Origin of the sequence: Pseudomonas putida (genome assembly GCF_050990305.1) — a bacterium.
GTDB classification, from domain to species: Bacteria; Pseudomonadota; Gammaproteobacteria; order Pseudomonadales; family Pseudomonadaceae; genus Aquipseudomonas; species Aquipseudomonas putida_AH.
Genome location: NZ_CP158817.1, coordinates 4,137,034 through 4,152,871, shown reverse-complemented (window position 1 = coordinate 4,152,871; position 15,838 = coordinate 4,137,034). Strand labels below are relative to the sequence as shown.

Genomic DNA, 15,838 nt, shown 5'->3' with positions numbered 1-15,838 from the left:
CCAAAAAGGAACCAAAAGGCTTCGCCCCGGCGTACGGCCCCTCGCTAAAGCTCGGGGTGCCTTCGCTCCGGCATTCATCCGGGGGCATCGCCCTCCGGTTGGCTTCGCTGGCACCTACATGCGATGTGTTCGACTGCGTCGAACGGCGCTGCGCGCCAGTCCCCGGATGAACGCCTCCACTCAGCCTGCCGAAGGGGCGGGTGGATCAAGATCAAGATCAAGAGCCAGAGCCAAAACGAAAGCCAAAGCGAAAGCCTTGGCCTCGATAGCGCCAGTCGCGGTTACCGAAAAATGGGTGTACGCCCCTCCCTGTAGGAGCAAGGCTTGCCCGCGATGGCGGCCTGATAGCCGGCCTGTTTTTTTGCGGGTGTACTCCGATCAAACTGTAGGAGCAAGGCTTGCCCGCGATGGCGGCCTGGCAGCCGACCTGTTTTTTGCGGGTGTACTCCGATCAAACTGTAGGAGCAAGGCTTGCCCGCGATGGCGGCCTGGCAACCGACCTGTTTTTTGCGGGTGTACTCCGATCATCTGTAGGAGCTGGCTTGCCAGCGATGGCGGCCTGACAGCCGATCTGTTTTTTGCGGGTGTACTCCGATCAAACTGTAGGAGCAAGGCTTGCCCGCGATGGCGGCCTGGCAGCCGACCTGTTTTTTGCGGGTGTACTCCGATCAACTGTGGGAGCTGGCTTGCTAGCGAAGGCGGCCTGATAGCCGACCTGTTTTTTGTTGGATGAGTACATATCCGTTGTTGCGGTAACGGCTGCTTATGGTTTCGCCCTTACGGCGAGTCCCTTTTTCAAACGCCAAAAAGGAACCAAAAGGCTTCGCCCCGGCGTACGGCCCCTCGCTAAAGCTCGGGGTGCCTTCGCTCCGGCATTCATCCGGGGGCATCGCCCTCCGGTTGGCTTCGCTGGCACCTACATGCGATGGGTTCGACTGCGTCGAACGGCGCTGCGCGCCAGTCCCCGGATGAACGCCTCCACTCAGCCTGCCGAAGGGGCGGGTGGATCAAGATCAAGATCAAGATCAAGAGCCAGAGCCAGAGCCAGAGCCAGAGCCAAAACGAAAGCCAAAGCGAAAGCCAAAGCCAAAGCCAAAGCCAAAGCCAAAGCCAAAGCCAAAGCGAAAGCCTTGGCCTCGATAGCGCCAGTCGTGGTTACCGAAAAATGGGTGTACGCCCCTCCCATTCATACCGAATCTGTTAACAGTGTTTGTCCGTAAGGTGTCTATTTCAACGAGCGCCGAACCCCTAGCATCGTCTCTGCCGAGTCAACCAACCCCTTTGGTTCACAAGGTTCAAGCTAATAAACCTGAACGAGACGGTGACCCTTATGAATATCTCAAAAATCGCGCTTGTCCTCGCACTCAGTGCTCTGGGCACACAAGCTTTTGCCGAAGAAAGCCAGGCCAAGCCCCAGGCCAGGCAGGCGCAGGTTGAGACGTACAGCTACGGATCGACGCTGGACATCAAGAAAGTCATTACCGTGAGCGATGTCCCGAATGAATGCGGTCCGGTCCCGGCGCAAATGACTTATGAAGATTCTCAGGGGCAGCGCCATGTCCTGCAGTATCAAGTCATGGGCAGTGGATGTTCGAACGGTTGAGTCAGGCGCAGGCGATGGAGGGTCGACACTCCATCCGGGCGGTGCGGGCGAACTCAGGCCTTGATTGATGACTGAGCAATTTTTTCATCGGCAGCCAGCAACCCGGGTATGCAGTTCTTGAGGAACTCCACCCAGGTTTTTATTTTTGCATCGACGAATTTTCGTGAAGGGTAGATGGCGTACAGGTTCAACTCTTCAAAGTGATACGCCGGCAGTACCCGCACCAAGGCTCCCGTTTTGAGGCCGGCCGCCGCAGAGGCAACCGGCTGAATGCCGATTCCCATGCCTCGGGTGATGGCGACGGTCATGGCATCGGCGGTGTTGACGTGAAACGGCGACTCGGGGGTGTCGACGGTTTCTACACCTTCGGGGCCTTCAAAGACCCAATGCTGGACCGGCATCACCGTGTTCACGATTCTCAGGCAGTCATGTGTAGCTAACGATCCTGGCGTGTCGGGCATTCCGCGATTGTGCAGGTATGCCGGCGAGGCGCAGAGGATGCTGTAGGTGATGCCCAGGCGCTGGGCGACAAAGCCTGAGTCGGGCAGGTCCCGCGCCAGTACGATGGACAAGTCATAGCCTTCTTCCAGCAGATCGGGCAGCCGATTGGTCAGGGTCAGGTCGAACAGGACCGAGGGGTGTCTTTCCCGGTATTGGGCGATGGCATCGATCACGTAGTGATTGCCGATGGCCGACATCGCGTGAATCTTCAAGCGGCCAGCGGGGTTGGTCTGTGCCGTGCCGGCTTCCTGTTCTGCTTCCCGCACCTCATCCAGGATTTTCTCGCAGCGCTGCAAATAGCGGGTGCCGGCCTCGGTCAACGCCAGGCGCCGGGTCGTGCGGTTGATCAGGCGCGTCTGCAGCCGGGTCTCCAGGCTGGACACGGCTTTGGAGACGTTGGTTGTGGTGGTATCGAGCAACTGGGCCGCTGCGGTGAAGCTGCCGCTCTGGGCGACCGCCATGAAAAAACGCATGGTCTGGAAAACATCCATCGGTGTCACCTCGAGTCGCAAATGATAGGGGCTGGCCTGGTCAGTGATTTGCCAGGCCAAAAAAGAGCGGCCGAGTGAATAGCCGCTCCGGTCTCAGGTATCACTGTTTGCGGGGAATGAATCCGGGAACACCGGTTTCGACCACTGAGTTGAAGCGAATCCGGGTGGTGATGTCGTGGCGGATTTCATGCATGGCCCGGTGCGGCAGGGTCGAGATGTCGCGGTTCTCCTGAATGTGGCTCAAGGTTGCCGAGGTGGTCAGGAACGCCGCGCCACGTTGCACCGCCCAGGCCAGGGCGACTTGCGCCGGGGTTTTGCGCACGCGTTGGGCGATGCCGGTGATCACCGGTTCTTCCAGCACATTTGGCTCCATGCCATGGCCGAGCGGGGCAAAGGCCAAGACGACGATGCCGTGCTGTTGGCAAAACTCCAGCAGCTCCCATTCCGGCAAGTAAGGATGGGATTCGACTTGCACCACGGCGGGTTTGATTCGCGCCTCGGCGACGATCTCTTTCAGCGCCTCCAGGGTGATGTCGGACAAGCCGATGGACTTGCAGCGACCTTCATCCACCAGCGCTTCCAGTGCCCGCCAGGTCTCGATCAAGGTGACGCCGGCGTCGTACAGGACGTGGCCGAAAACGTCCCTGGGGTCCTGGTCGTCACCGGCCTGAAAGGCGAAGGGCGTGTGGATCAGATAGCAGTCGATGTAGTCCACCTGGAGCCGGCGGCAGCTGGCTTCGAAGGCGGGTAATACGCGTTCGGGGCGGTGGTTGGTGTTCCACAGTTTGGTGGTGATGAACAGCTCTTCGCGGTTTGCTTTGCCTGCGTCCATGAAGGCTCGCAGGGCAACACCCACGTCTTCTTCATTGCGATAGCGTTCGGCGCAATCGAAATGACGAAACCCGGCTTCCAGCGCATGGGTGATCGCCTGGGTGGTGACGCTAAGGTCTTTGAACAGCGTGCCGAAACCGGCGGCGGGCATCCGCCCCGCGCCGTTGTTCAGCGTGAAGGCGGTATCGCGAAGTTCATCGTGAAAGGCTTCATAGGACATGTCTGACTCCACTCTTAACCTGATTTTGAAAAAACGCTGTCTGTAGGAGCGAGCCTGCTCGCGATGGTCGTTAACGATTACGCGTGTTAGCTGGCTAAACGTGGTGCTCTCAAGTTCATCGCGAGCAGGCTCGCTCCTACAACGGGCTGTGCATTTCGCGACTGGCCACCCGCTGCTCGAACATCCCGGCCGAGTTGCCGCCCAGCGCCACGAACAACTGCACCGTGTCGAGGTGCTGCGCGGTCTTCAGCTGGATGTGACCGAGCAAGGCCTGTTCAAAGGCGCGTTCGGCCTCCAGCACTTGAAGGATGCTGTTCTCGCCTTGGGCGTAGGCTTGCTGGTTCAGGCGCAAGCTGGTTTCGGCGGCGTGTAATGCTTGTTCCTGGGCACGGAATGCCTCGGCGTCATGATTGATGGCCTGCAAGGTGTCGGCGACCTGTCCGAAGGAGCTGATGACGGTCTGTTGGTAGTCGGCGAGTGTCGCGTTGTAACCCTCGATGGCGGCCTGGCGTTCGGCCTTGAGCGTGCCGCCATTGAAGATCGGCCCGGCGATACCCGCCGCGAAACCCCAGAGTGCCGCGCCGCCATTGCCCGAAGCAGCCTGGGCCAGGGAAGCGGACAGCGTCACCTTCGGATAGAGATTGGCGGTCGCCACGCCCACGGCGGCACTGGCGATGTGCAGCTCGGCTTCGGCTTGTTGCACGTCCGGCCGGATGTGGGCCAACTCTGAGGGCACGCTCACCGGCACATTGGCCAGGGTGAAGTCAGCCAGATCGAAGGCGGGCGGTGTCCAGTCGGCCGGGCCTTTGCCGGTCAGGATCGACAGCGCATGGCGTGCTGCATCCCGCTGCTGGGCCAGGGGCGGCAACAGCGTGCGGTCCTGGGCGAGCCGTGTTTCGGCCAGCGATACATCGATCTGCGTGGTGGTGCCGTTGATATGCGCCGCGCGTACCAGTTCGAGGTTTCTGCTGTCGTTGGCCAACAGCTTTTCCACGGCCTGGATTTGCGCGTTGGCCGATGCCACCAGCAAGGCCTGGCTGGCCACGTCGCTGGTCAACTTCAGGTAAGCGGCGTCGTAGCGACGTTTTTGCAGATCGGTGAACGCCTGCTGTGCTTCGACCTGTCGTTTGTTGCCACCGAACACGTCCAGGTCAAAACCGACCCGTGGCCCGATCGCATAGAAGTTGGAAACCGAAGGCTCCTTGGCGGTGTGCACCCGCTGGCGACCGGCCGTGGCGCCGAAGTCGATCTGCGGATACAGCGCACCTTCTGCCGCGGCGACGAAGGAGGACGCCTGGCGGATGGTAGCGTCGGCAGAGACCAGCTCCAGGTTGCCGTCGATGGCCCGGCGCATCAGTTGATCGAGCTTGGGCGAGCGCATGGCCGACCACCATTGGCCGCTGATGTGCTTGCCGAATTCGATGCGCTGCTCGCCGCTTTGGCCAAGGCGTTGCTCGGCCTGCGGGTCGTAGTGCTGCGAGGTGCTGTCGGCGGGGGCCTTGAAGTCCGGGCCGACGGTGCAAGCGGCCAGAAAAACAAAGACCGACAGGGCACTGAATTTGGCTGGGAATGGCGTTTGGAGCCGTTGACTGGATTTCATTGGGCACACTCCACAATCACAGGTTGCTTGCAGCGGGTTTGCGAAGAAAAACCACCAGTGGGCTTACGATGAGCATCGCCACCAGCAAAATCTTGAATTGGCCCACCACCGCGATGAAGGCGGCCTGGTGGGTGATCAGGTGGTTCAACCCTTCCAGTGCCGGCAAGGGCAGCGACGCTGTCCCGAAATGGCCAGCGGCGCGAAAGGGGGTCACATGACTGGCCATTGCCAGGTGCATCGCCTGGGTATTGCTGAAGAAATAAATCTGCACAATCGCCACGCCCAGGGTGCTGCCATACGCTCGCAACAGGTTGTAGAGACCGGTGGCTTGCGGACGCAGCGCGGGGTCGAGGGTGCTGAAGGCCACCTTGGCCAGCGACGCCATCGACAGGCCGATACCGATCCCTTGCAGGGCGCCGGCAATCGCCACCGGTGGCCAGTCCATCAACGGCGAGTAACCGAGCATCAGCCAGTTGGCGTAGATCACCAGCGATACCCCGATGGCCACGAAAAACCGGCGGTCGAAGCGCTCCGGCAGCCGCACCGTCAGCAGGAACGCGCCGACCATGCCCGCGCCACGGGGCAAGGTCAGGGCGCCTGTGGTATCAGGCGGGTAGCCGAGGATTTCATCGAGCATGGGCGAGGTCAGGGCCATGGTCGACAGCAGCACGAAACCGATGGCGAAGAAGATCAGCGTCGACAGCACGAAGTTGCGGTCGCGCAGCAGACGCTTGTTGAAGAAGTGCACCTTCCGGGTCAGCACGTGCACGAAGAACCAGTACGACCCCAGCCCGCAGGCAATGGCCTCGATCCAGATCTCCGGCGAGGCGAACCAGTCCATGCGTTCGCCACGGTCGAGCAGCATTTGCAGGCTGATCATCGCCAGCGTGAAGCTGCTGTAGCCGAAGAAGTCGTAAGCCGGCGCCTTGTCAGCTTTCTTCTCGGCGAGTAACAGCGTCATCACAAGAAAGATATACGCGCACAACGGCAGGCTGAGGTAGAACACCGGACGCCAGTCGAAATGCTCGGCAATCCAGCCGCCAATAGCCGGACCTGTGGCGATGCCCAAGAGCACGACCGCCGTCAGGGTCGCGCCATACTTCATGCGTTTTTCCGCAGCCAGGGTCTCCAGGGCAATGCCCATCGAAAGCGGCCCCAACACGCCAGCCGCCAAGCCCTGAACGATACGGGCGCCGATGAATTCCAGCGGTGTCGTGGACGCCGTACCGAGCAGCAGACCCAGCATGAAGAAGAGCAGGGCGGCTTGGTACACCCGCTTCAGGCCAAAGCGCGCGGCCAGCCATTGGGCAATCGGCAGGGTGATGGCGCTGGCGGCCAGGTATGCGGTAAAGATCCAGCCAGCCTGGTCGTCGGTCATTGACAGGCTGCCCTGGATCAATCGGAGCACCGCATTGGGCAGCGGCAGGTTCGCCGACTGCATGTAGGTCGCCAGCAGCGCGGCGAACCGGAGCGAATTCGCCGCGCCGACGCTCGGGGTTCCAGTTGAGGCGGCGTTCATCACCAGGTACCTGCGGTCAACAGCGACTTGAGCGGGTGCCACCAGGGCGTGCGATAGCCGGTGTCGACTTTGACCGTAGCGCTGGTGCCGGAAAACAGCGGCAGGGCAGGGTCCGAGTCATCCAGTTCGAGGCGTACCGGAACCCGCTGGACCACTTTGACCCAGTTGCCGGTGGCGTTTTCCGGCGGCAGCAGGGCGAAGTCCGAGCCGGCACCGGGGCTCATGCTGGTGACGTGGGCCTTGAACACGCGATCCGGGTAGGTGTCGATGCTGATGGTCGCTTCCTGGCCGGGTCGCATGTGCGTGACCTGGGTTTCGCGGAAGTTGGCCTCGACCCAGATCTCATGATCGGACATCAGCGCAAAGGCTGGCGCGCCGTTGTTGAGGTAGTTGCCGACCTGCAGATCGTCGACCTTGGCCACGATGCCGTCGGCCGGTGCATAGACCGTGGCGTAGGCGAGGTTCAATTGCGCTGAATCGAGCTGTGCCCTGGCCTCGCGCACCGTCGGGTGCGTATCGGCATCAATGTTTGGATTGCCATTTAAGGCGACGACGGTGCTGGCGATCTGTTGTTCTATAGACGCGATGCGCTGCCGCGAGATCTTAAGGTCGGTTTCGGCACGCTCGTAAATGGCCCTGGACACGAACTCGGTCGCCACCAGCGCTTTCTTGCGGGCAAATTCCTTTTGGTCGAAGTCCGCCGACTCCCTGGCCGATTGCAACTCCGCCTGCTGCTGGCGATAGCTGGCCTTGAGTCCATCGATGCGCAGCCGCGCAACGCTTAACTGTGCTTCGGCGTGGTCGATGGCGATCTGCAAGGGTTTGGGGTCGATGCGAAAGAGCACATCGCCCTTGTGCACCGGCTGATTGTCTTCCACCGCGATCTCTACCACCTGCCCGGAAATTCGCGCATTGATCGAGGCCTTGGCCACCCGGGCGTAAGCGTTGTCGGTGCTCACGAAGGGTTCGCCCGCCACATAATGGGCGTAGCCGACGACGGCAAGCAGGGCCGGCACGCCGACCATCAGCCAGGGACGCAGTGTTTCCTTGAAGGGTTTCTTGATTCGCTCGGGGTGTTCGAAAGTCTGCGAAGCCTTGATGTCGAATTGTTGGGTCATGATCCAATACACCTCAAACCGAATAATTGCCGTGAGAAAGCAAACCCGTGCGCGGTAGGGAGGGTGGCTCCACCGCACCTGTTTCGTCGCCGCAATACCCGGTTCGAGCTTCGCTTCAACAAACGTGAAAGACAGGAACTTCTGGTTCCTTAATTTTGTGCGATGATGTAAGAATATCCCTGCACCCACCTTCCTTCAAGGATTTTGTACGACATGGCACAAAATAAGGCGACAGAAGGCAAAGGCCGTGGCCGGCCCCGCGCTTACGATCCGCAGACCGCATTGCGCCAGGCGCTGGACGTGTTCTGGAGCACCGGTTATTCCGGCGCGTCCCTGGACAGCATCGCCACGGCGGCGGGCATGAATCGCCCCAGCCTCTATGCGGCGTTTGGCGATAAACATGCGCTGTACATCAAGGCGCTCGAGCAGTACTGGGACATCGCCGCCGCCGACATGCAGGCCGCGCTGACGGACACCGAAGTGCCCTTGCGCGAGGCGTTGATGCGTTTCTACGAGGGACAGTTGTCGATCTACTTCTCGGGCGAAGGCCAGCCGCGCGGTTGCTTTGCCATTGGCACGGCGACCACCGAGGCGGTCGAAGACCCTGAAATACGCGACGTATTGTCAGACCGGCTCAGCCGTCTCGATGCCGATCTGGAAGTGCGTCTGCGAACGGCCATCGAATCCGGTGAATTGAAAGGTGATGTCGACGCCGGGTCATTGGCCGTACTCGCCGCATCGCTGCTGCACAGCATTTCGATCCGTGCGCGGGCGGGCAAATCCCGGGATGAACTGACTGGGCTGGCGCGTAACGCGGTCAACGTGATTTGCGGCGGGTGAGGTCGATGTGAATGACGGACTTGAGGACATTCTGGCCGAACGCCTGGCGGTGATTTTCTGCGGGATCAATCCGGGACTGACGGCCGCCGCCCAAGGGCATCATTTTGCGGGGCGTGGCAACCGATTCTGGCGCACCTTGCACCTGGCCGGATTCACCCCGCATGAAGTCAGCCCGGAAAACGACCGGACGATCCTGCACTACCACTGTGGCTTGACCGCCGTGGTCGAACGCCCGACGGCGCGGGCCGAGCAGTTGTCGCGGCAGGAATTCATCGCGGCTGCGGCGGACTTCGAAGGCAAGATCACCCGTTATGCGCCGCGCTGCGTGGCGTTTCTGGGCAAGGCGGCGTATGCGGCGCTGGCGGGGCAGCGAGAGGTGGCGTGGGGGCTTCAGGCCAGGACCTTCGGCCATGCCGCTGTGTGGGTCCTACCCAACCCGAGCGGACGCAATCGCGCCTTCAGCCTGGAGCAACTGGTGGACGCCTATCGCTCACTCAGGCTGGCGGCGATCGGATAACTCAGTAGTTCATGCCATCTTCGATGGCGATGCCTTGCGCACGCATGGCCTTGATCAACTCGCCACGGGTGCCGGGCAGGTTGAGCATGGTTTTGGCGCGCAGTGCCGCGACTTCATCGGCGGTGTACGGCTGATAGTCGGCCGGCCGGCTCTTGCCTGCCATGCCGTCTTCGCGCATCAACCAATTGAGCAGGTCCGCCAATTGCGCATTGTTGAGTGCCGACTGCGACATGCCCGGCACGCGTACCAGGAACTCGCGACCGCCCGGGACTTTCAGGAAGTTGCCGACAAAGCCTTTCATTCGTGGCGTGTCGTTGGCCGCCGAACCCGTGCCGTCACCCAAATGGCAGCCGGCGCATTGCAATTGGTAGTTCACACCGACGCTGTAATTGGCCTGGGCGATGGGCGTTTGCGGCGATTCGTTGCCGGGGGCGTGGTGCTGGTTGGGGTTGGGGATGGCTCGGGCATGGACGAGCGGGGTGGTCATGAGGCAGACAAGACCTAGAACGAACAACCTACGCATGACAAGAACCTTCCCTACAGGAGAAAACGGGACCCCGTAGGAGCCAGGCTTGCCGGCGAAAGCGTCCTCACGAACGCCTTCGCCGGCAAGCCTGGCTCCTACGAAAAAAACGCCGCCGGTCGCGTGGGCAACCGGCGGAACAACGCTTTAAACCGCCACGCCGCGAATGATCGACACGGTGCAGTGGTAGATGTGCGATTTGGCGGCCAGGCACCAGTTCACATCGTTGTTGTTGAACGGGCGGTAGGCCGGTTCTTCACTGTCGTTACGGGTGCAGGCGCACTGGGCGCAGCTTTGCTTACCGCAGCAGTCGTTGTACGAAATGATGTAGTCCTTGCCGTCGGCCGGGTTGCGGCAGGTGCCGATCCAGGTGACTTGCGAGGCCTCGGTGCCTGGTGGGCAGGAGGTCACCGAACCACCGCAGCAGCTGCACAGAAAGCCGTCGATGGAGCAGTAGCGCCAGTAGTCGCAGCTGTTCGGATCGCCAGGATCGCCGGCTTTCGGGTCAGAGGCGGCCAGCGCCTTGCTGGTACGGTCCAGCGGCAGCAGCACGGGCAGGGCGGCACCGGCAACGACCAGCGAGCCCATGCGTGCCAGCAGTTTGCGGCGCGAAGTGGTGTCGGCAACACGGCGCGAAGAGCGCTCGAACAACAGATCCAGCAGTTTCATGAAGGTCTCCCTGCCTTATCAGTGGCTATGGCCGTGGCTGTGGTCGTGGTTGTGAGGGTTATGCTCTTGAGGCTGAGCATTGAGGTACTGCTGCAACGTGGCGTGCTTGAGGTGTTCGACTTCAAACAGGCTGTCCAGGTGCTCGCGGGAGTTCACCAGGCCTTTGGCGCGCAGGGTGCCGGACTTGTCGATCAGCGCGGCGTACGGCAGCTTGCCGATCTGGTAGGTCATGCCCACTTCCGGACCGACCACGTAGGTGGCGTCCTCCAGTTTGTGTTCGCGGATCAGCGCTTGCTGGGCGTCCATGTCGCCATCGCTGACGAACACCACGTCCAGGGTGCTGGCTTGTTCCTTGGCGATGGATTTGATCGCCGGCAGCAACGACTTGCAGATCGGGCAGGTCGGCGAGAGGAAGAACAGCAGTTGCGATTTTTCACCGGCATAGCCGAAGTTCACCGGGCGACCATGACGGTCGGCAGCGGTTACTTGCGGTGCGGCTTCGTTGACCGCCACGCCTTTGTCCATCATCAGTGCGCCGGCTGGAGCCAGACGACCGTGCAGCACGCCAATCTGGCGCACCAGGCCCATGACGACGAACGCCACGGCCACCAGCAATACCCAGAGCAGAACATTGGAAACTATCAAGCCTTCCATTTTGATTACCTACCAATCAATTTGAGCAGAAGAGGGGAGTTCGCCGCCAGGCCATCGGCCGCGGCGTAGATGAGCAGCGCGACGGCGGCGGAAGCCAGGGTCACGAAGGCATCGAACGCATTCATGTCGCGGGCAACCGGTGCCAGGCTGGCCACCAGCGCCAGCGCCACCAGCACGCTGTTGCGCAGCAGCAAGACCGGGCGCAGCGGTTGCGCCTGGTCGGGACCGGCACAACCGCAATCGATGTCGCGACGACCGCGCCACAGGTTGATGCCGATAGCCGAGGCGTACAGCGCCAACAGGCCGGCCGCGCTCAACGCTGCCCAGTGCCGGCTGACCGGCACCAGCAAGGCGAAGGCGATGGCCAGTTCCAGCAGCGGAATCAGTCGGGCAACCGGACGCACCAACGCTTCGGGCAGCAACTGATAGTCGCCAAGCTGTTTGCGAAAGCGCGCCGGCGCCCGGACCTTGTGGGTCGCGGCGCTGGCCAGCAGCACCGCGATGGCGATGGCGCTGGCAATGATGAAGATCGGATCTGAGTGCATGGCCGAATCTCGTTTAGTAGCTCATGACTTGAGTCGCGGTTTTTGCGACTTTGGCCATGGCGCCAGTGTGCTGGTTGGTCTTGAGATCGAAGATCTGCAAGCCGCCTTCGACGTCAGCACCCAGCAGCAACGGTTTGTCGTCACCGGTGGCCTGCATGCTCCAGATTGGAGCCGGGGCTTCCAGGGTGGCGATTTTCTTGCCGGTCTTCAGGTCGTAGGCCCAGATGAAGGTGCTCGGGTCTTCCCACTTCATGGCTTCGTGAGCGTCATGCATCAGCACGTACAAGCGGTTCAGCTTCGGCGAAACCGCCATCAGCTGCCAGCCGCCTGGTGCCCAACCAGCCTTCTTCTCTTCGTCGTTGACCAGCGACCAGGTCGGCAGGATCTTCGGCGCGTCGCCACTGAAATCCACGGCGCGTACGGTGCCGGTGGTGGTGGTGAAGTAGTAGGTGTCGCCGACGTTGACCGCGCGCTCCACCAGTTTCTCGGCGTTCGGGTCGAAGAACGGCGTGCGGTTGCGCGCGGTTTCCTTGCCTTCGTCGCTGATCGTCACGACCTGCAGGCTGCCGTCGCCGCACAGCGAGGCGAACTTGCGCTTGCCGATCGGGTAGTTGAGCACGCAACCAGGAATCGCGATTTCCGAGGTAACGGCTTTGCTCTGGGTATCGACCACGGTCACCGAAGTGGACGGGGTGAAGTTGTAGACGTAGACGAAACGGTCATCGCCGCTGGTATTGAGGCCGTAGCGCTGGGTCAGCGACTCGGCGCGCTTGGTTGGGATCAGCACTTCCCAGGCCGGCGACAGGGTCGAGCTGTCCCAGGCGGTCAACACATCGGTGCGGGTGCCACGGGTACCACGGGAGTACCAGATGTCGGCAGCATAGATGGTCTTTTTGTCACGGCTTAAGGTCGAAGGCGCGGCGAAACCGGTCGGCACCATGCCCAGCACGCGTTTCTGGTCGGGATCGACCACGGTGATACGGCCGGCGACGAAGCTGTCGAACTCGACATCGACGACGAACGCACGGTGTGGTTCAGCCGGGAAGGCCAAGGTGGTCTGACCGATGGTGTCGGCGGGCAGATCCGCATGGGCGCTGTTCAAGCCGAGTACAAGCAGGCTCAGGCCTAGCGCTGACTGTACGGAGATCCTGTTTGTTCGCATAAGGGGAACTTCCTGAATTGTTGGTAACGCGGATCGCGGGTGGTTGGGCAGATTCTGACCAGTAGATAGTGCCTCGCCCGGCCAGCGGGAGAATTGCTGTGCCTGCCAAGTGTTTGTGTGTCTGTGCCAGTGTCATCAAATGCATGCCAAAGCCTGATATCGCGGCTTGGCGCGGCATTTTTGCGGGGGGAGGGGGAATGGCGTGGAGCGGCGTAGGGGGGAGCCTGTAGGAGCAAAGCTTGCTCGCGATAGCGTTCGTCCAATCAACAACGATGGCGCCTGATGCAACGCCATCGCGAGCAAGCTCTGCTCCTACAGGGGAACGCATTCACTGGAGATCGGGCTGCCTCTGTGCCCAGGGCATTACTGATCCGTGACGCACAATTCCCCGGTAGCGCGGATCAAGGCCTGGCCATGCAGGGCATCCTTGATCAGTGCGGAGCGCTGTTCGGCCAGCCAGCTCGGGCATTGCGGGTCGATACGATAGGGCATGAAGTCGGCATATTGCTGCAACAGGCGAGCTTGCAGCTCATCCAGTTTGGGTCGCAGTTTATTGAGGTCCGGTCGGGACACATCAGGTGCTTTGTGCGCCGCTTGCCATACTGCAATCAGCCCGTACTGCACCAGTTTGTTGGCTTCGATCTGCGCGGCGATCAATTCGGCGGCGTCATCGGGGTCCAGTTTATGCTGGGCGGCCTGCTTTCTGGCGTTGGCGATGATCAGCGCTTCGCGGGTGGTATCTTGAATCGGCCTGCCACTGTCCCACTTGGTCAGCGCCACTTCATCGGCAATGTCCAGGCGCTCATTGATGGTCGCCAGCAAGGGTTGCAAGGACTCGGGTGCCGGGGAGGACGCGGCGGCGTGGGCGGTGCTGGCGAGCAAGAGTGACAGGGCGCAAGTCAGCAACGGCGGCGAGTGTGGACGGTGGAACATAGGCAAACCTCTTGGGCACGGGATGCACGTCAAACTCTGTGTAACACAGCTGAGTCAAATGAACGATAGTTCAACGGGCTCTTTCGCACAGGATTGACGTGGGTCAAGGTTGCAACATCGAACATTCTCGACTCATTCGGCGCCGAGCAATCGCTCGATCTGCGCCAGCTCCCAGGTACTGAGCAAACTCACCGGGTCGGTGCCGTAGCGTTGCCCGCCGTCGAATGCTCGGCCGTCCGGGCTCAGGCCATGCAGGCAGTGGCGAAGGTGGGAGCCCTCAACATCAAGGGTTAAACGCCAGCCTTCGATGTCGACCATTGCAGGGGCGGACTCGGTGTGCACTGTGAGGCGCTTGAGCGGGCGAAGGCCCAGGGCGGCGTCGCGTATGGTCTGGTAAACCTCGCGTGCGGTCAGGGTTGGCAAAGGTGTCTCCGGTCAATGAGCAGGGCGCACAGGATAGTCGATGGGCCGATAGATTTTGAGCACGAAAAAGCCCAATGATCCAGGCACGACCAAGCTTCGCGTCACCTTCAAGCGAAGGCATCCACCACCGAACCCTGTTGCACGAACCGGTCGATCAACCACCTCGCCGCAGGCCCCGGTGGCAGATCTGTACGGTAGATCACGTCGAAGGAATATTGGCCGCTTTGGTATTCCGGAATGTTCAACCGCACGAGCCGGCCGCTGTCCAGATCTTCCTGAATCATCGGCGTGGGCATGTTTCCCCAACCGATGCCTTCACGCAGCAGCATGTGCTTGGCGCCCAGGTCCGCCAGGCGCCAGGTGCGGTTACTGAGCACGGCGAAGTCCTTATCCTTGGTTAGAAGCGAGCGATCGGACAACACCAATTGCGTGAACTCTCGCCCGGCGCCTGGCACATTCGAAGCGTTTGAAGCCAGTGGGTGATTCGGGGCAGCCACCGGAATCAACTCGACGCTGCCGATGCCAATTCTTTCGATGCCATCAATACCTTCATTCATCGGTCCACTGACGCCGACGATTGCCTCGCGGTTGATCACCAGTTCCGTGACCGCGCCAAGGGCTTCCATATGCAGGTGCAGGGCAACCGTTGGAAATGCTTCGCGAAAGGATTTGAGTGCGTCCACCACACGCTCCGGGGGAAGCATCACATCGAGCACCACGTGAACTTCGGCTTCGAGCCCTTGAAGCAGCCCCTTCACTTTGGCGCGCAGGCCATGAATGCCGTTGGCGATGGTCCTGGCTTCGGCCAACACCGTGCGGCCGGCATCGGTGAGCTGAGGTTTACGTGTCGTCTGACGGTCAAACAGTGACACGCCCAGCTGCATTTCCAGGTTGGCAATCGAGTAGCTGATGACCGAAGTGGCCCGGTGCAGCTTTCTGGCGGCCGCCGCAAAACTGCCGACTTCTACGACCGTCAGGAATACCCGCAGTTGATCGAGTGTGGGTGTTCCGGGATCCGAGATCATGCTTGTTTCCTTGAGCGTAGTGGAGATGGCCGGCCGCTTCGATTGCGCCCCGCCTGTTGTGTCGAATGCAGCTTGCCGATTTATTCGAACCTAATGATCTAAATTAGTCGTCTATTAAGATTAGCTGATGGGGTGCAAGATTTCTTCACCGCAGCGATTCATGGCGAGTCGCGCACATTTTGAAGGAATTACCTCATGACGACTTCTGCAAACATCGCTCATTCCACGACTTCCGAACAGAGCCGTGCCGACGTGACCCAGGCCACGGCGTCATTGGTCGGTCGTGTACTGCTCAGCGCAATCTTCATTCTCTCCGGTTTCTCGAAACTGGCAGCTCCCGCGATGATGGTCGGCTACATCGGTTCCGTAGGTCTGCCGTTTCCGCAACTGGCGCTGGCGCTGGCGATCATTGTCGAGATCGGCGGTGGCCTGGCACTGATCGCCGGTTATCGAACCCGCAGCGTGGCCGCTGTACTGGCCGTGTTCAGTGTGTTCACCGCACTGGCGTTCCATAACGCACTGGGCGATCAAAACCAGTTCATCCACTTCTTCAAGAACATCGCCATGGCCGGTGGCCTGCTGCAAGTCGTGGCTTTCGGTGCCGGTCGTTTCAGCCTCGACGCGCGCCGTCGCTGATCCCCCCGCGCTGCGAGGACCCATCCCT

17 protein-coding genes are annotated in these 15,838 nt (G+C 61.0%); 4 read left to right on the top strand and 13 right to left on the bottom strand.

Going from position 1 to position 15,838, the window contains the following annotated elements; translation table 11 throughout:
• Positions 1-1,330: 1,330 nt before the first annotated feature.
• The gene (locus tag ABTV22_RS18705) at positions 1,331-1,603 is read left to right on the top strand and encodes a DUF2790 domain-containing protein (protein WP_433735983.1); all 273 of its coding nucleotides are present in this window, start codon (positions 1,331-1,333) and stop codon (positions 1,601-1,603) included.
• A gap of 53 nt (positions 1,604-1,656) precedes the next feature.
• Here ABTV22_RS18705 and ABTV22_RS18700 read toward each other — a convergent pair whose 3' ends face one another.
• The 5 genes from ABTV22_RS18700 to ABTV22_RS18680 all read right to left on the bottom strand — a co-directional run bounded on the left by ABTV22_RS18700 (position 1,657) and on the right by ABTV22_RS18680 (position 7,883).
• Positions 1,657-2,595 carry a LysR family transcriptional regulator gene (locus tag ABTV22_RS18700; protein ID WP_433735982.1) on the bottom strand — a complete coding sequence of 313 codons (939 nt, stop codon included), beginning with the start codon at positions 2,593-2,595 and terminating at the stop codon, positions 1,657-1,659.
• Between the two features lie 100 nt (positions 2,596-2,695).
• Positions 2,696-3,646: an aldo/keto reductase gene (locus tag ABTV22_RS18695; RefSeq protein WP_433735981.1), complete on the bottom strand. Its 951-nt coding sequence runs from the start codon at positions 3,644-3,646 to the stop codon at positions 2,696-2,698.
• Between the two features lie 136 nt (positions 3,647-3,782).
• Positions 3,783-5,246 carry an efflux transporter outer membrane subunit gene (locus ABTV22_RS18690; protein ID WP_433735980.1) on the bottom strand — a complete coding sequence of 488 codons (1,464 nt, stop codon included), beginning with the start codon at positions 5,244-5,246 and terminating at the stop codon, positions 3,783-3,785.
• A gap of 16 nt (positions 5,247-5,262) precedes the next feature.
• Positions 5,263-6,765 (bottom strand): MFS transporter, encoded by a 1,503-nt coding sequence (locus ABTV22_RS18685; RefSeq protein WP_433735979.1) that lies wholly within the window; start codon positions 6,763-6,765, stop codon positions 5,263-5,265.
• Positions 6,765-7,883: an HlyD family secretion protein gene (locus ABTV22_RS18680; protein WP_433735978.1), complete on the bottom strand. Its 1,119-nt coding sequence runs from the start codon at positions 7,881-7,883 to the stop codon at positions 6,765-6,767. The genes ABTV22_RS18685 and ABTV22_RS18680 overlap by 1 nt, the downstream gene beginning before the upstream one ends.
• Positions 7,884-8,096: 213 nt before the next feature.
• On the opposite strand from ABTV22_RS18680, the gene ABTV22_RS18675 reads away from it, so the two are divergent.
• Positions 8,097-8,723 carry a TetR/AcrR family transcriptional regulator gene (locus tag ABTV22_RS18675; RefSeq protein WP_433735977.1) on the top strand — a complete coding sequence of 209 codons (627 nt, stop codon included), beginning with the start codon at positions 8,097-8,099 and terminating at the stop codon, positions 8,721-8,723.
• Between the two features lie 7 nt (positions 8,724-8,730).
• Entirely contained in the window at positions 8,731-9,240 is a 510-nt protein-coding gene (gene mug, locus ABTV22_RS18670) for a G/U mismatch-specific DNA glycosylase (RefSeq protein WP_433735976.1), read from the top strand.
• A gap of 1 nt (position 9,241) precedes the next feature.
• On the opposite strand, the gene ABTV22_RS18665 is transcribed toward mug, so the two are convergent.
• The 8 genes from ABTV22_RS18665 to ABTV22_RS18630 all read right to left on the bottom strand — a co-directional run bounded on the left by ABTV22_RS18665 (position 9,242) and on the right by ABTV22_RS18630 (position 15,174).
• Entirely contained in the window at positions 9,242-9,763 is a 522-nt protein-coding gene (locus ABTV22_RS18665) for a cytochrome C (RefSeq protein WP_433735975.1), read from the bottom strand.
• 147 nt (positions 9,764-9,910) lie between these two features.
• Positions 9,911-10,432 (bottom strand): methylamine dehydrogenase light chain, encoded by a 522-nt coding sequence (locus ABTV22_RS18660; protein ID WP_433735974.1) that lies wholly within the window; start codon positions 10,430-10,432, stop codon positions 9,911-9,913.
• 18 nt (positions 10,433-10,450) lie between these two features.
• On the bottom strand, positions 10,451-11,086 hold the full coding sequence (gene mauD / locus ABTV22_RS18655) for a methylamine dehydrogenase accessory protein MauD (RefSeq protein WP_150771420.1): 636 nt from the start codon (positions 11,084-11,086) through the stop codon (positions 10,451-10,453).
• A 5-nt stretch (positions 11,087-11,091) separates the two neighbouring features.
• Positions 11,092-11,631: a MauE/DoxX family redox-associated membrane protein gene (locus ABTV22_RS18650; protein ID WP_433735973.1), complete on the bottom strand. Its 540-nt coding sequence runs from the start codon at positions 11,629-11,631 to the stop codon at positions 11,092-11,094.
• Positions 11,632-11,644: 13 nt separating this feature from the next.
• Complete coding sequence (locus ABTV22_RS18645; protein ID WP_433735972.1) at positions 11,645-12,793, bottom strand: amine dehydrogenase large subunit; 1,149 nt, start codon at positions 12,791-12,793, stop codon at positions 11,645-11,647.
• Between the two features lie 363 nt (positions 12,794-13,156).
• Entirely contained in the window at positions 13,157-13,726 is a 570-nt protein-coding gene (locus tag ABTV22_RS18640; protein ID WP_433735971.1) for a chorismate mutase, read from the bottom strand.
• A 132-nt stretch (positions 13,727-13,858) separates the two neighbouring features.
• Complete coding sequence (locus ABTV22_RS18635) at positions 13,859-14,149, bottom strand: DUF7693 family protein (RefSeq protein ID WP_433735970.1); 291 nt, start codon at positions 14,147-14,149, stop codon at positions 13,859-13,861.
• A gap of 107 nt (positions 14,150-14,256) precedes the next feature.
• Entirely contained in the window at positions 14,257-15,174 is a 918-nt protein-coding gene (locus ABTV22_RS18630) for a LysR family transcriptional regulator (RefSeq protein ID WP_433735969.1), read from the bottom strand.
• A 195-nt stretch (positions 15,175-15,369) separates the two neighbouring features.
• Between ABTV22_RS18630 and ABTV22_RS18625 the strand changes: the two genes are divergently transcribed.
• The gene (locus ABTV22_RS18625) at positions 15,370-15,810 is read left to right on the top strand and encodes a DoxX family protein (RefSeq protein WP_433735968.1); all 441 of its coding nucleotides are present in this window, start codon (positions 15,370-15,372) and stop codon (positions 15,808-15,810) included.
• Positions 15,811-15,838 lie beyond the last annotated feature (28 nt).